This is a genomic window from Arthrobacter woluwensis, assembly GCF_030816155.1.
In the GTDB taxonomy this organism is placed as follows: domain Bacteria; phylum Actinomycetota; class Actinomycetes; order Actinomycetales; family Micrococcaceae; genus Arthrobacter_E; species Arthrobacter_E woluwensis_A.
On record NZ_JAUSXR010000001.1, the window covers coordinates 2,560,937 to 2,575,939 of the forward strand.

Annotated in this window: 18 protein-coding genes and 1 pseudogene; all 19 read right to left on the reverse strand. The window is 63.6% G+C overall.

Annotation, left to right across the window (positions count from 1 at the left end):
* Positions 1-62: 62 nt before the first annotated feature.
* Positions 63-641, reverse strand: coding sequence for a 50S ribosomal protein L5 (rplE, locus tag QFZ52_RS11680; protein ID WP_066211524.1), 579 nt, complete (start codon positions 639-641; stop codon positions 63-65).
* Positions 641-1,003 (reverse strand): 50S ribosomal protein L24, encoded by a 363-nt coding sequence (gene rplX / locus QFZ52_RS11685; protein WP_066211529.1) that lies wholly within the window; start codon positions 1,001-1,003, stop codon positions 641-643. The genes rplE and rplX overlap by 1 nt, the downstream gene beginning before the upstream one ends.
* Before the next feature lie 2 nt (positions 1,004-1,005).
* Positions 1,006-1,377 (reverse strand): 50S ribosomal protein L14, encoded by a 372-nt coding sequence (gene rplN, locus QFZ52_RS11690; RefSeq protein ID WP_066211533.1) that lies wholly within the window; start codon positions 1,375-1,377, stop codon positions 1,006-1,008.
* A gap of 304 nt (positions 1,378-1,681) precedes the next feature.
* Entirely contained in the window at positions 1,682-3,952 is a 2,271-nt protein-coding gene (locus QFZ52_RS11695; RefSeq protein ID WP_307497770.1) for an excinuclease ABC subunit UvrA, read from the reverse strand.
* A 245-nt stretch (positions 3,953-4,197) separates the two neighbouring features.
* Positions 4,198-4,491 carry a 30S ribosomal protein S17 gene (gene rpsQ / locus QFZ52_RS11700; protein ID WP_066211537.1) on the reverse strand — a complete coding sequence of 98 codons (294 nt, stop codon included), beginning with the start codon at positions 4,489-4,491 and terminating at the stop codon, positions 4,198-4,200.
* Positions 4,488-4,811 carry a 50S ribosomal protein L29 gene (gene rpmC / locus QFZ52_RS11705; protein ID WP_307497771.1) on the reverse strand — a complete coding sequence of 108 codons (324 nt, stop codon included), beginning with the start codon at positions 4,809-4,811 and terminating at the stop codon, positions 4,488-4,490. The genes rpsQ and rpmC overlap by 4 nt, the downstream gene beginning before the upstream one ends.
* A 2-nt stretch (positions 4,812-4,813) precedes the next feature.
* The gene (rplP, locus tag QFZ52_RS11710; protein WP_307497772.1) at positions 4,814-5,230 is read right to left on the reverse strand and encodes a 50S ribosomal protein L16; all 417 of its coding nucleotides are present in this window, start codon (positions 5,228-5,230) and stop codon (positions 4,814-4,816) included.
* Positions 5,231-6,034: a 30S ribosomal protein S3 gene (gene rpsC, locus QFZ52_RS11715; protein ID WP_066211544.1), complete on the reverse strand. Its 804-nt coding sequence runs from the start codon at positions 6,032-6,034 to the stop codon at positions 5,231-5,233.
* Entirely contained in the window at positions 6,035-6,400 is a 366-nt protein-coding gene (gene rplV / locus QFZ52_RS11720; protein WP_066211546.1) for a 50S ribosomal protein L22, read from the reverse strand. It lies immediately after the preceding gene.
* A 38-nt stretch (positions 6,401-6,438) separates the two neighbouring features.
* Positions 6,439-6,720: a 30S ribosomal protein S19 gene (gene rpsS / locus QFZ52_RS11725; RefSeq protein ID WP_066211549.1), complete on the reverse strand. Its 282-nt coding sequence runs from the start codon at positions 6,718-6,720 to the stop codon at positions 6,439-6,441.
* 12 nt (positions 6,721-6,732) lie between these two features.
* Complete coding sequence (rplB, locus tag QFZ52_RS11730; RefSeq protein WP_307497773.1) at positions 6,733-7,572, reverse strand: 50S ribosomal protein L2; 840 nt, start codon at positions 7,570-7,572, stop codon at positions 6,733-6,735.
* A gap of 28 nt (positions 7,573-7,600) precedes the next feature.
* Complete coding sequence (rplW, locus tag QFZ52_RS11735; protein WP_066211554.1) at positions 7,601-7,906, reverse strand: 50S ribosomal protein L23; 306 nt, start codon at positions 7,904-7,906, stop codon at positions 7,601-7,603.
* Positions 7,903-8,523 carry a 50S ribosomal protein L4 gene (rplD, locus tag QFZ52_RS11740; protein ID WP_307497774.1) on the reverse strand — a complete coding sequence of 207 codons (621 nt, stop codon included), beginning with the start codon at positions 8,521-8,523 and terminating at the stop codon, positions 7,903-7,905. The genes rplW and rplD overlap by 4 nt, the downstream gene beginning before the upstream one ends.
* Before the next feature lie 4 nt (positions 8,524-8,527).
* Entirely contained in the window at positions 8,528-9,178 is a 651-nt protein-coding gene (gene rplC / locus QFZ52_RS11745; RefSeq protein ID WP_307497775.1) for a 50S ribosomal protein L3, read from the reverse strand.
* A 17-nt stretch (positions 9,179-9,195) separates the two neighbouring features.
* Positions 9,196-9,504, reverse strand: coding sequence for a 30S ribosomal protein S10 (gene rpsJ / locus QFZ52_RS11750; RefSeq protein WP_003803825.1), 309 nt, complete (start codon positions 9,502-9,504; stop codon positions 9,196-9,198).
* A gap of 714 nt (positions 9,505-10,218) precedes the next feature.
* The gene (gene tuf / locus QFZ52_RS11755; protein ID WP_066211563.1) at positions 10,219-11,409 is read right to left on the reverse strand and encodes an elongation factor Tu; all 1,191 of its coding nucleotides are present in this window, start codon (positions 11,407-11,409) and stop codon (positions 10,219-10,221) included.
* Between the two features lie 224 nt (positions 11,410-11,633).
* Positions 11,634-13,749 (reverse strand): annotated as a pseudogene (gene fusA, locus QFZ52_RS11760) (elongation factor G).
* Between the two features lie 69 nt (positions 13,750-13,818).
* Entirely contained in the window at positions 13,819-14,289 is a 471-nt protein-coding gene (rpsG, locus tag QFZ52_RS11765) for a 30S ribosomal protein S7 (RefSeq protein WP_066211568.1), read from the reverse strand.
* A 1-nt stretch (position 14,290) separates the two neighbouring features.
* Positions 14,291-14,665 (reverse strand): 30S ribosomal protein S12, encoded by a 375-nt coding sequence (gene rpsL / locus QFZ52_RS11770; RefSeq protein ID WP_066211570.1) that lies wholly within the window; start codon positions 14,663-14,665, stop codon positions 14,291-14,293.
* Positions 14,666-15,003: the final 338 nt, after the last annotated feature.

The following is a 15,003-nucleotide window of genomic DNA, read 5'->3' on the forward strand; positions in this document are numbered from 1 at the left end:
CTCATGCCCTTCCTCGTACCGGTTTCCACGGGCGGAGCCAGTGGACCTTTTACGTAGTTGGATTAGTCTTCGGTCTTGAACGGGAAGCCGAGGTGCTTGAGCAGCGCGCGGCCTTCCTCGTCGGTCTTCGCGGTGGTGACAACCGTGATGTCCATACCACGGACGCGGTCGATGGCGTCCTGGTCGATCTCGTGGAACATGACCTGCTCCGTGAGACCGAAGGTGTAGTTGCCGTTACCGTCGAACTGCTTGCCGTTCAGGCCGCGGAAGTCGCGGATACGGGGCAGTGCGAGGGTGACCAGACGATCCAGGAATTCCCACATGCGGTCGCCACGCAGCGTCGCGTGGGCGCCGATCGGCATACCCTCACGCAGCTTGAACTGGGCGATGGACTTGCGGGCCTTGGTGACCTGGGGCTTCTGACCGGTGATCGCGGTCAGGTCGCGGACGGCGCCGTCGATCAGCTTGGAATCCTTGGCGGCGTCACCGACACCCATGTTCACGACGACCTTCACAAGGCGCGGAACCTGGTTGACGTTCTCGTACTCGAACTCATCCTGCAGGGACTGCTTGATGTTCTCGGCGTACTTGGTCTTCAGACGCGGGACGATCTTCACCGGGGTCTCGAGGGTCTCAGTCATTAGATGTCCTTCCCGGAGGCCTTGGCGACGCGGATACGCACTTCGCGCTCCACACCGTCGCGCTCAACCTTCTCGACACGGAAACCGACGCGGGTCGGCTTCTTGGTGGACGGATCCACCAGAGCGACGTTCGACAGGTGGATCGGGGCCTCGACGACCTCGATGCCACCGGTGTTGGTGCCGCGCTGGGTCTGGCCGGCCTTCACGTGCTTGGTGACACGGTTGATGCCCTCAACCAGAACGCGGTTGGATTCCGGGAACACACGCAGGACCTTGCCCTGCTTGCCACGGTCTCCACCACGGGACTGACGAGCGCCGGTGATGACCTGGACGAGATCGCCCTTCTTGATCTTTGCACCCATAGTTACAGCACCTCCGGGGCCAGCGAGACGATCTTCATGAACTTCTTGTCGCGAAGCTCGCGGCCAACCGGGCCGAAGATACGGGTGCCGCGGGGCTCCCCGTCCGTGTTCTTCAGGATCACGGCTGCGTTCTCATCGAACTTGATGTAGGAACCGTCCGGACGACGGCGCTCCTTACGGGTGCGGACGACGACAGCCTTGACGACGTCGCCCTTCTTCACGTTTCCGCCAGGGATAGCGTCCTTGACGGTGGCGACGATGACGTCGCCGATGCCTGCGTAGCGGCGACCGGATCCACCGAGAACGCGGATGGTCAAGATTTCCTTGGCACCCGTGTTGTCGGCGACCTTAAGCCGCGACTCCTGCTGAATCAATGTTTACTCCTTGCGTCGCGCCGGTTCTCACGCTGAAATACTGCCTACAGTGCGAGCCTTGCGGAACGGTTGTTGGGGTGTCTCTGCCCTGCCTGGATTTTGCCAGCACAGGGTTAAACCCTCGTTCCAGACGCATCTGGGCCCCCTGGCCGGGGACCGGCCCTGAGGCAGTATGCACTGGCACGATGGTTTACGAGGATCTGTTCGGGCGCATGACGCACCCATACAAGCTCAATATCCTAGCACAGCGAAGGCTCGCTCCACGAACCGGGATCCCGCGTGAATGCCGGGATCCCGGGGTGTTTCAGGACACGTACGCCTTGAGGTAGCGGCCGGTCAGGCTGTCCGAGTCCGCCAGCGCCTCGGGGGTGCCCTCGAAGACCACGGTGCCGCCGTCGTGGCCGGCTCCCGGACCCATGTCGATCACCCAGTCCGCATGGGCGACCACGCCGAGATGATGCTCGATCACCACCACGGTGTTGCCTTCGTCCACCAGCTGATCGAGCAAACCGAGCAGGTTCTCGACGTCGGCGAGGTGCAGTCCGGTGGTCGGCTCATCCAGGATGAACACCCCGGCGTCGCTGCCCATGTGCGTGGCGAGCTTGATCCGCTGCCGCTCCCCGCCGGACAGGGTGGAGAGCGACTGGCCCAGGGTGATGTATCCCAGGCCGACGCGGGCCAGCCTCTCCAGGATGGGCCGGGCCCTCGGCACCGCGAGCTGGTCCAGAGCTTCTTCGACGCTCAGGCGCATCACTTCGTAGATGTTGAGCCCGCCCAGGCGGTACTCCAGGACCTCGTCCGTGAAGCACTTGCCGCCGCAGTCCTCGCACAGCGTTCCCACCGGCGCCATGCCGGGGATCTCGGTGAACGTCTCCCCCGCCCCCTTGCAGGTGGGGCAGGCCCCTTCGGAGTTGGCGGAGAACAAGGCCGGTTTGGTGCCGGTGGCCTTGGCGAAGGCTGCGCGGATGTGGTCCAGCGCCCCGGTGTAGGTGGCGGGATTGGAACGGCGCGAACCGCGGATGGCGGACTGATCCACCACATGCACACCGTCCCGCTTGCCGAGCGCCCCGTGGATGAGCGAGCTCTTCCCCGAACCGGCCACGCCCGTGACGGCGCACAGCACCCCGGTGGGCACGTCCACATCCACGTCCCGCAGATTGTGCGTGTTCGCACCGCGAATCTCCAAGGCTCCGGTCGCGGTCCGCACGGACTCCTTGAAGGGGACCCGCGAGCCGACGTGCTGTCCGGTGAGGGTCTGAGCGGAGGACAGGTCCTCGAAGGTGCCCTGGAAGACGATCTCTCCGCCGTGGATGCCGGCCTTTGGGCCGATGTCGACGATGTGGTCGGCGATCGCCATGACCTCCGGCTTGTGCTCGACCACCAGGATCGTGTTGCCCTTGTCCCGCAGGCTTCGCAGCAGGTCGTTCATCCGGGCGATGTCATGCGGGTGGAGGCCCACGGTCGGCTCATCGAAGACATAGGTGACGTCGGAGAGCGGAGACCCGAGGTGACGGACCATCTTCACCCGCTGGGCCTCTCCCCCGGACAGGGTGGAGGAAGCCCGGTCCAGGCTGAGGTATCCGAGACCGATGTCGACCAGGGCCTGCAGGGTGCCGAGCAGGTTCGAGATCACCGGCGCCACGGAGGGCTCGTCGACGCTCCGCAGGAACTCGATCAGATCCGTGACCTGGATCTGAGCGCACTCCGCGATGTTCCGTCCGTCGATCCTGCTGGCCAGGGCCTCCTGGTTCAGGCGGCCACCGTGGCACAGCGGGCACTCGGCGAAGGTGGCGGCCCGTTCCAGGAAGGCCTTGATATGCGCCTGCTTGGGTTCCTTGCCACCGGCCAGGTAGCTCTGCCGGATCCGGGTCTCCAGCCCGAGGAACGTCATGTTGACGTTGTCCATCTTGACCTTGACGGCCGGCGAACGCAGCAGGAAGTCGAGCGTCTCCGGGTCGTAGTCCTTGACCGGCAGCTCCGGATCGAACCGTCCCGTGCCGAGGAGCACCTTGATCAGCCAGCCGTCCACCGTGAAGCCCGGCACTTTGATGGCCCCCTGGGACAGGGACAGGTTCCGGTCAAGGAGCACGTCCACGTCCAGCGCGGAGATCTCCCCCGCGCCCTCACACTCAGGGCACATCCCTTCGGCCAGGTTGAACGAGTACTTCCCGGCGTGACCAGCGCTCGGCATCCCCACGCGGGAGAAGATGATCCGCAGCAGGGCATGGGCGTCGGTGACGGTGCCCAGGGTGGACCGCGAGTTGCTCCCCATCCGCTCCTGGTTCACCACGATCGCCGCGGAGAGGTTCTCCAGCTCGTCCACGTCAGGACGCGGCAGGCTCGGCATGAACGACTGCACGAAGGTCGTGTAGGTCTCGTTGATGAGCCGCTGAGACTCCGCGGCGATGGTTCCGAAGACCAGCGAGCTCTTGCCCGAGCCGGACACTCCGGTGAACACCGTGATGCGGCGCTTGGGCAGATCCAGCGAGACGTCCTGAAGGTTGTTCTCGCGCGCCCCGCGCACTTTGATCAGGCCGTGCGAATCGGCGGCATGGCGGGCAAGGTCAGCAGGCATGAGTCACCTCAGGATCATCGGCGGAGCGCTCCCCCGCGCACTGAGGACAGAATACCCGCCGCCTCGGACATCCTGGCCCGGCGCCCGGTGGACGCACGACGCCGCGCAGCCAGACCGCCGTCGTCGTCTCGCCGTCCGCGCGCTGCACTCAGCCGATGCCGGGACCGGGGAATGCGGAAGACCCCCGCTCCCAGAAGGGAACGGGGGTCTTCTCGTTGCTCAGTGGAGCGATCAAGCGGCCGGTTTTACTTGGCGCGCTCGATGACCTCCACCAGACGCCAGCGCTTGGTGGCGGAGAGCGGGCGGGTCTCGGCGAGGAGAACCAGGTCGCCGATGCCGGCGGTGTTCTCTTCGTCGTGAGCCTTGATCTTGGACGTACGACGGATGACCTTACCGTACAGAGCGTGCTTCACACGGTCCTCGACCTCGACGACGATGGTCTTCTCCATCTTGTCGGAGACCACGTAGCCGCGACGCGTCTTGCGGTAACCGCGCTGCTGCGCAGCAGTTTCCGTCACGTTCTGATCCTTTTCACTCACTTGGCGTCCTCCTCGGTAGCTGCGGCCTCAACGGCCTCGGCCTTCTTGGAAGACTTCTTGGCCTTCTTCTCTTCCTTGGCCTCGACCACCGGAGCGGGCTCCGGGCGAATGCCCAGCTCGCGCTCACGCAGGACCGTGTAGATGCGAGCGATGTCGCGCTTCACGGACTTGAGTCGGCCATGGCTCTCCAGCTGACCAGTGGCGGACTGGAAACGCAGGTTGAACAGCTCTTCCTTGGCCTTACGGAGTTCAGCAACCAGACGCTCGCTGTCGAAACCGTCAAGCTGTGCCGGGGCCAGATCCTTGGATCCAACTGCCATTTCTATTCACCACCTTCGCGACGCACAATGCGTGCCTTCAACGGGAGCTTGTGGATTGCCAGGCGCAGTGCCTCGCGGGCCACTTCTTCATTCACACCGGAGAGTTCGAAGAGAACCCGTCCCGGCTTGACGTTGGCCACCCACCACTCGGGGGAACCCTTACCGGAACCCATGCGGGTTTCGGCAGGCTTCTTGGTCAGGGGGCGGTCCGGGTAGATGTTGATCCAGACCTTACCGCCACGCTTGATGTGACGGGTCATGGCGATACGCGCAGATTCGATCTGGCGGTTCGTCACGTAGGCCGGGGTCAGCGCCTGGATACCGTACTCACCGAAGGTGACCTCGGTGCCACCGGTGGCAGCGCCGGAACGACCCGGGTGGTGCTGCTTACGGTGCTTGACTCGACGTGGGATCAGCATTTAAGCCTGTCCTCCTTCTGCTGCTTCAGCAGCCGGTGCCTCGGCAGCCGGAGCTGCGTCGGCGGCCGGACGCTCGTTGCGACGACGACGGTCGCCACCGGGGCGGCCGGGACGCTCGTTGCGGCCACGGGACGGGGCTGCGGCCTGCTGTGCAGCAAGCTCCTTCGCGGTCACATCGCCCTTGTAGATCCAGACCTTCACGCCGATGCGGCCGAAGGTGGTCTTGGCTTCGTAGAAGCCGTAGTCGATGTTGGCGCGCAGGGTGTGCAGCGGCACACGACCTTCGCGGTAGAACTCCGAGCGGGACATTTCAGCGCCACCCAGACGACCGGAGCAAGCGACACGGATGCCCTTGGCGCCGGCGCGCTGCGCGGACTGCATGGCCTTCTTCATCGCACGGCGGAAAGCCACGCGGGAAGAGAGCTGCTCGGCGATGCCCTGGGCCACCAGCTGAGCTTCGATCTCGGGGTTCTTGACCTCGAGGATGTTCAGCTGAACCTGCTTGCCCGTGAGCTTCTCCAGCTCGCCGCGGATGCGGTCTGCTTCGGCGCCACGACGGCCGATCACGATACCCGGACGGGCGGTGTGGATGTCCACACGCACACGGTCACGAGTACGCTCGATCTCGACCTTGGCGATGCCGGCGCGCTCCATGCCGGTGGTCATGAGCTCGCGGATCTTGACGTCCTCACGGACGAAGTCCTTGTAGCGCTGACCGGGCTTGTTGCTGTCCGCGAACCAGTGCGAGATGTGATTGGTGGTGATGCCGAGTCGGAACCCGTTCGGGTTTACTTTCTGTCCCACTTAGCGGGCCTCCTCGTTCTCCGGGGTAGCGACAACCACGGTGATGTGGCTGGTGCGCTTCTTGATCTGGAAGGCACGACCCTGGGCACGCGGCTGGAACCGCTTCATGGTCGGACCCTCATCAACGAATGCCTCGCTGATGTACAGATCACCTTCGTCAAACGCGACGCCGTCACGGTCCGCGAGGACACGGGCGTTCGCGATGGCGGACTGAACTACCTTGTAGACCGGCTCCGAAGCTGCCTGCTCAGCAAACTTCAGGATCGCCAGAGCCTCATTCGCCTGCTTGCCACGAACAAGGTTGACGACGCGCCGGGCCTTCATAGGCGTTACGCGGATGTGACGCGCAATAGCCTTGGCTTCCATTGCTTTCCTTCTCTCGTCTTAAGACCGAGGTCAGGCGCCTAGCGGCGCTTGCCCTTGCGGTCGTCCTTCACGTGGCCGCGGAAAGTCCGCGTCGGGGCGAATTCGCCGAGCTTGTGCCCGACCATCGACTCCGTGATGAAAACCGGCACGTGCTTGCGTCCGTCGTGCACGGCGATCGTGTGACCCAGCATGTCCGGGATGATCATCGAGCGACGGGACCACGTCTTGATGACGTTCTTGGTGCCCTTTTCGTTCTCCTTGGCGACCTTCACGAAGAGGTGCTGGTCAACGAAAGGACCTTTCTTCAGGCTGCGTGGCATGTTTCCAGGCTCCTATCGCTTGTTCTTGCCGGTACGACGACGACGCACAATGAGCTTGTCGCTTTCCTTGTTGGGGCGGCGGGTGCGACCCTCAGGCTTGCCGTTCGGGTTGACCGGGTGACGGCCACCAGAAGTCTTGCCTTCACCACCACCATGCGGGTGGTCAACCGGGTTCATGGCCACACCACGCACGGTCGGGCGGACGCCCTTCCAGCGCATACGGCCGGCCTTGCCCCAGTTGATGTTCGACTGCTCGGCGTTGCCGACCTCGCCGACGGTAGCGCGGCAGCGCACGTCGACGTTGCGGACTTCACCGGACGGCAGACGCAGCTGGGCGAAACGGCCTTCACGGGCGACGAGCTGCACGGAGGCGCCGGCGGAGCGGGCCATCTTGGCGCCGCCACCGGGGCGGAGCTCAACTGCGTGGATCACGGTACCGACCGGGATGTTGCGCAGCGGCAGGTTGTTGCCAGGCTTGATGTCAGCGTTCGGACCCGACTCCACGACGTCGCCCTGGGAGAGCTTGTTGGGAGCGATGATGTAACGCTTGGTGCCATCAACGTAGTGCAGGAGCGCGATGCGAGCCGTACGGTTGGGGTCGTACTCGATGTGCGCGACCTTGGCGTTCACGCCGTCCTTGTCGTGACGACGGAAGTCGATCACGCGGTACTGGCGCTTGTGGCCACCACCCTTGTGACGGGTGGTGATACGACCGGTGTTGTTGCGGCCACCGCTCTTGGTGAGCGGACGCAGCAGCGACTTTTCCGGAGTCGAGCGAGTTACTTCGCTGAAGTCGGCCACGCTCGAGCCACGACGGCCCGGGGTGGTCGGCTTGTAATTGCGGATTGCCATAATTTATTCCTCGTTAAAGTGGTCTCCGCTACGCGAGCGGACCGCCGAAGATGTCGATGGTGCCTTCCTTCAGGGTGACAATCGCGCGCTTGGTGCTCTTGCGCTGCCCCCATCCGAACTTGGTGCGCTTACGCTTACCGGCACGGTTGATGGTGTTGATCGTGTCGACCTTCACGGAGAAGATCTTCTCCACGGCCAGCTTGATCTCGGTCTTGTTCGAGCGGGGGTCCACCAGGAAGGTGTACTGACCCTCGTCGATCAGGCCGTAGCTCTTTTCGGAGACCACGGGCGCGAGAATGACGTCACGCGGGTCCTTGTTGAAGACGGCGCTCACTTGGCTTCCTCCACGGTCTTGTTGTCCTTACCGGCAACGAAGGCGTCGAAGGCGTCCTTGGTGAAGATCACGTCGTCGGAGATCAGCACATCGTAGGTGTTGAGCTGGTCGACGTACAGAACGTGAACCTCGACGAGGTTGCGCACGGACAGTGCTGCAACATCGTTGGCGCGGTCGATCACCACGAGCAGGTTCTTGCGGTCGGAGATCGCCTTCAGCGCGGCGCGTGCATCCTTGGTGTTCGGCGTGGTGCCGGAAACCAGGGACTCCACCACGTGGATGCGACCGTTACGAGCGCGGTCGGAGAGGGCGCCACGGAGAGCAGCAGCCTTCATCTTCTTGGGGGTGCGCTGCGAGTAGTCACGCGGGGTCGGGCCGTGGACGACGCCACCACCGGTCATGTGAGGAGCACGGACGGAACCCTGACGGGCGCGGCCGGTACCCTTCTGCTTGAACGGCTTGCGACCGGCACCGGCGACTTCGCCGCGGGACTTGGTCTTGTGAGTGCCCTGACGAGCAGCAGCGAGCTGCGCGACGACGACCTGGTGCAGCAGCGGCACGTTGGTCTGAACGTCGAAGATCTCGGCGGGCAGGTCAACCTTGATGGTGTTGGCCATGGTACTAGGCTCCCTTCACGGCGGTGCGTACGAGGACGACCGAGCCGCGGGCGCCGGGAACGGCACCCTTGATCAGGAGCAGCGACTTCTCGGCGTCGACACCGTGAACCGTGAGGTTCAGCGTGGTGTGACGGACATTGCCCATGCGGCCGGCCATTTTCAGGCCCTTGAAGACGCGGCTCGGGGTGGATGCGCCACCGATGGAACCGGGCTTGCGGTGGTTCTTGTGAGCACCGTGGGAAGCACCGACACCGTGGAAGCCGTGACGCTTCATGACACCGGCGAAGCCCTTGCCCTTGGTGGTGCCGACGACGTCGATCTTCTGACCGGCTTCGAAGAGCTCCACGGAGAGCTGCTGGCCGAGCTCGTAGCTCTCGGCGTCAGCGGTGCGCAGTTCGACGACGTGGCGGCGCGGGGTGACGCCGGCCTTGTCGAAGTGGCCGGCGAGCGGCTTGGTGACCTTGCGCGGGTCGATCTGGCCGAAGCCGATCTGAACCGCGGTGTAGCCGTCGGTGTCTGCGTTACGCAGCTGGGTGACGACGTTGGAGTCGGCCTGGACGACGGTCACGGGGATGAGCTTGTTGTTCTCGTCCCAAACCTGGGTCATGCCGAGCTTCGTGCCCAGCAGGCCCTTAACGTTGCGGGTTGCGGTCATAGTCTCTCAGCACCTCCCTAGAGCTTGATTTCGATGTTCACGTCGGCCGGCAGGTCGAGACGCATGAGCGAGTCAACAGCCTTCGGCGTGGGGTCGATGATGTCGATCAGACGCTTGTGAGTACGCATTTCGAAGTGCTCACGGCTGTCCTTGTACTTGTGGGGAGAACGGATAACGCAGTAAACGTTCTTCTCCGTGGGCAGCGGCACCGGGCCGACTACCGTTGCGCCTGCGCGCGTGACCGTCTCAACGATCTTCCGTGCCGAAACATCAATGACCTCGTGGTCATATGACTTCAGCCGGATGCGGATCTTCTGTCCCGCCATGTCGCCTGACTCTCTTTCATTAGGTTCAGTCCTGAGTGATCAGGACCGCTATTCGCATCTCTTTGCTGTTATGTGCGGCTGCCGAGGCATTTGAAGTCGTGACTACCGCTCTCCGCATGAGCTGAATCCGAGCTGAGCCCGGGTTCCTCAACCCACCGGAGCAACCGACCCACGCGGTCGGGCGTGTCGGCCAGATTCTGGACGCGCCACACCGTTCTCAGTGGATGGATTGGTCATGTTTGGTCCCCAGCCTGGTCCCTGACACCCGGCATTATCCGGGTCGGGGCACGAAGGGGCGCTTGAACAACCCTTCAAGTATGGCGCATCTGGAAGGGAATAGCGAATCGGCCTCCAAACGGACCTTCGCAGGGCCCGCCCCGTGCGCTATGGCAGCGCCTTCGACGCACCTTCGGGGGGCGATGCCGGTTGGAGGTGTCCGCGCTCCAGCAGTCCCGTCGAGACGCCGCGCCGCCCACAAGGGCGCGCCCAGCAGCGTCCGAGCAGCACACAGTGCACCCAGAAGCCGGGAGAAGCCTGCCAGGCGTGCTCCAGCGCCTGTGAACAGCGCCGTCGGCCGTTCCCCGCCTGCGCCGAGAACGTGGCAACCCAGCCCGGCTTCACTCTGGCCCACCGGCGGGCATTAACAGCAAAGGCCCCGCTGCCGAAGCAGCGGGGCCTTCACGCCGGCATCAGCCGGCGATCATCAGTCAGTGACTACTTGATGATCTTGGTCACACGACCCGAACCAACGGTGCGGCCACCTTCACGGATGGCGAAGCCGAGGCCCTCTTCCATGGCGATGGGCTGGATCAGCTCAACGCTCATTTCGGTGTTGTCGCCAGGCATGACCATTTCGGTGCCCTCGGGGAGGGTGATCACGCCGGTGACGTCCGTGGTGCGGAAGTAGAACTGCGGGCGGTAGTTCGAGTAGAACGGGTTGTGGCGGCCGCCTTCATCCTTGGAGAGGATGTAGACGTTGGCCTCGAAGTTGGTGTGCGGGGTGATGGAACCCGGCTTCACCACAACCTGGCCACGCTCGACATCGTCGCGCTTGAGGCCACGGAGCAGCAGACCACAGTTCTCGCCGGCCCATGCTTCGTCGAGCTGCTTGTGGAACATCTCGATACCAGTGACCGTGGTCTTCTGGACCGGGCGGATGCCGACGATCTCGACCTCGGAGTTGATGGCGAGGGTGCCACGCTCGGCGCGGCCGGTCACCACGGTGCCACGACCGGTGATGGTGAAGACGTCCTCGATCGGCATCAGGAACGGCTTGTCACGGTCACGAACCGGGTCCGGAACGGACTCGTCGACGGCGGCCATGAGCTCCTGGACGGAAGCAACCCACTTGGGGTCGCCTTCCAGAGCCTTCAGACCGGAGACGCGGATGACGGGAGCGTTGTCGCCGTCGAAGTCCTGCGAGGACAGAAGTTCACGAACTTCCATCTCCACGAGGTCGAGGAGTTCCTCGTCCTCGACCATGTCGGACTTGTTCAGCGCGACCAGCAGGTAGGGGACACCAACCTGGCGGGCGAGCAGAACGTGCTCACGGGTCTGAGCCATCGGGCCGTCAGTGGCGGCAACCACGAGGATTGCACCGTCCATCTGAGCAGCGCCGGTGATCATGTTCTTGATGTAGTCAGCGTGACCGGGGGCGTCAACGTGTGCGTAGTGACGCTTCTCGGTCTGGTACTCCACGTGGGAGATGTTGATGGTGATACCGCGCTGGCGCTCTTCCGGAGCAGAGTCAATGGAAGCGAAGTCGCGCTGCTCGTTGAGATCCGGGTACTGGTCGTACAGCACCTTGGAAATGGCGGCCGTCAGCGTCGTCTTACCGTGGTCAACGTGACCGATGGTGCCGATGTTGACGTGCGGCTTAGTCCGCTCGAACTTTGCCTTTGCCACAGGTTCCTCCTAGAACATTTTTCAAGTGACGTGCTGACTCTGCTACGGGTGTCGCGGCAGAACTTCTACAAGTCTACTTGGGGGCAGGGGTTTTGATGAAATTGCGGTTCAGGGGCCGGTTGGTCCCTGGGGCCTGAGTGTCGCGGCTCCCTCGGCGAGCTGCCGAAAGCCACGCGACGCCGGCGGGGAAAGCCCGAAGGCCTCCCCCACCGGGGTGCGACAACTTACTCGCCGCGGTTCTTCTGGATGATCTCGTCAGCCACAGCCTTGGGAACCTCGGCGTAGCTGTCGAAGGTCATCGAGTACACCGCGCGGCCCTGCGTCTTGGAACGCAGGTCACCGATGTAGCCGAACATCTCGGACAACGGAACGTTGGCACGGATGACCTTGACGCCGGCAGCATCCTCCATGGACTGGATCATGCCACGGCGGGAGTTGAGGTCGCCGATGACATCGCCCATGTACTCCTCGGGAGTACGGACCTCGACAGCCATGAGCGGTTCCAGCAGAACCGGGTTGGCACGGCGTGCGCCTTCCTTGAACACCTGGGAACCGGCGATCTTGAACGCCATTTCCGAGGAGTCGACGTCGTGGTACGCGCCGTCGATCAGGATGGCCTTCACACCCACCATGGGGTAGCCGGCCAGGATGCCGAACTGCATGGCGTCCTGGATACCTGCGTCGATGGAGGGGATGTACTCGCGCGGAACGCGGCCACCGGTGACCTTGTTCTCGAACTCGTAGAAGGTGCCGTCCGTGGTCTCGAGCGGCTCGAAGGAAACCTGCACCTTAGCGAACTGACCGGAACCACCGGTCTGCTTCTTGTGGGTGAAGTCGACCTTCTCAACGGCCTTCTTGATGGTTTCGCGGTACGCGACCTGGGGCTTGCCCACGTTGGCCTCGACCTTGAACTCGCGGCGCATGCGGTCCACCAGGATGTCCAGGTGGAGCTCGCCCATGCCGGCGATGACCGTCTGGCCGGTGTCCTCGTTGAGGGAGACCTGGAAGGTCGGGTCCTCAGCGGAGAGCTTCTGGATGGCCGTGGAGAGCTTCTCCTGGTCACCCTTCGAGTTCGGCTCGATGGCCACGGAGATCACGGGCTCCGGGAAGCTCATGGACTCCAGCACGATCTGGTTGTTCGGATCGCACAGGGTGTCACCCGTGGTGGTGTCCTTCAGACCGATGGCGGCGTAGATGTGGCCGGCGGTGGCGCCCTCGACGGGCATCTCCTTGTTGGCGTGCATCTGGAAGAGCTTGCCGATGCGCTCCTTCTTGCCCTTGGTGGAGTTGACCACCTGGGCGCCGGCCTCGACGTGACCGGAGTACACGCGGACGAAGGTGAGCTGACCGAAGAACGGGTGTGCCGCGATCTTGAAGGCGAGAGCGGAGAAGGGCTCGTCAGCGCTGGGCTTACGGACCAGTTCCTCTTCCTCGTTGCGCGGGTTGTGACCGATCATGTCGGGCACGTCCAGCGGGGACGGCAGGAAGTCGATGACGGCGTCGAGCATCGGCTGCACACCGCGGTTCTTGAAGGCGGAGCCACAGAACACGGGGTAGAGCTCGGAGTTGACGGTCATCTTGCGGATGCCGGCCTTGAGCTCCTCGAGAGTGAGTTCTTCGCCCTCGAGGTACTTCTCCATGAGCTCTTCGGAGGACTCGGCGACGGTCTCCACGAGCTGTGCGCGGTATTCCTCGGCACGCTCCTGCAGATCGGCCGGGATCTCCTGGACCTCGTAGGAGGCACCCATGGTCACGTCACCCTTGGCATCGCCGGGCCACACCAGGGCGCGCATCTCGAGCAGGTCCACGACACCGATGAAGTCGTTCTCGGAACCGATCGGCAGCTGCATGACGAGCGGCTTGGCGCCCAGGCGGCTGATGATGGTGTCGACGGTGAAGTAGAAGTCGGCGCCCAGCTTGTCCATCTTGTTGACGAAGCAGATGCGGGGGACGTTGTACTTGTCGGCCTGACGCCACACGGTCTCGGACTGCGGCTCAACGCCTTCCTTGCCGTCGAAGACGGCGACGGCGCCGTCGAGGACGCGCAGGGAGCGCTCAACCTCAACGGTGAAGTCCACGTGACCGGGGGTATCGATGATGTTGATCTGGTTCTTGTTCCAGAAGCAGGTCACGGTCGGCAGACGTGATGGTGATGCCGCGTTCCTTTTCCTGTTCCATCCAGTCGGTGGTGGACGCACCGTCGTGCGTTTCACCGATCTTGTGGTTCACACCCGTGTAGAAGAGGATGCGCTCCGTAGTAGTGGTCTTGCCGGCATCGATGTGGGCCATGATGCCGATGTTGCGGACCTTGTTAAGGTCGGTAAGCACGTCCTGTGCCACGGTGTCTCCCTTTGAGATGGACAACACGTCCGCCGCCGACCGAGGAGGCCGGCGGCGGTTCGTGTGTTTTTACCAGCGGTAGTGGGCGAAGGCCTTGTTGGACTCGGCCATCTTGTGGGTGTCTTCGCGACGCTTCACGGCGGCGCCGAGACCGTTGGAGGCGTCCAGGATCTCGTTGCGGAGGCGCTCGGTCATGGTCTTCTCACGACGGGCCTTGGAGTAACCGACGAGCCAGCGCAGGGCCAGCGCGGTGGCGCGACCCGGCTTGACCTCGACCGGAACCTGGTAGGTGGCGCCACCGACACGGCGGGACTTGACCTCAAGGCTCGGCTTGATGTTGTCCATGGCCTTCTTCAGGGTGGCGACGGGATCGTTGCCGTTCTTCTCGCGGGCACCTTCAAGAGCACCGTAGACGATGCGCTCGGCGGTGGACTTCTTACCGTCCACGAGAACCTTGTTGATCAGCTGGGTGACCAGCGGGGAGCCGTAAACCGGATCCGAAACGAGCGGCCGCTTGGGGGCCGGACCCTTGCGAGGCATATTACTTCTTCTCCATCTTTGCGCCGTAGCGGCTGCGAGCCTGCTTGCGGTTCTTCACACCCTGGGTGTCGAGGGCACCACGGACGATCTTGTAGCGAACGCCGGGGAGGTCCTTCACACGACCACCGCGCACCAGCACGATGGAGTGTTCCTGCAGGTTGTGACCCACACCCGGGATGTACGCGGTAACCTCGACGCCGCCATTGAGGCGGACACGGGCGACCTTACGGAGAGCCGAGTTCGGCTTCTTCGGGGTGGTGGTGTAGACGCGGGTGCAGACGCCGCGGCGCATCGGGCTGCCCTTAAGGGCAGGAGCCTTGGTCTTGGAGACCTTCGGCGTGCGGCCCTTACGGACCAGCTGCTGAATAGTAGGCACTGTTCGTGTTCTCCATCATCTGGAGCGGCCGTTCCCAGCCGCTCCCCATTTGCTTTGCCCCGGCCTGTCAGTCTGCGGACCGAACCACAGGAACGCCAAGGCGAAGCACTTCAAAGAGATGCACACCCGGCCCCGATCCGAACAATCCGCAAGGGCCCCAGGCATGCAAAATCGTGGCATTCGTTGTGCAAGTTCCCCACAACATGGACGGTGTCCGCTGCCACGTAAATCAATCAGATCAACTGTACCACGGCGGAGACCGCCCCCGTGAATCGCGGGCGGCCTGGCGCCTCGCCGCGCTCCCCCTGCCCCGGCGGTCCCCTGCCCGACCGACGACG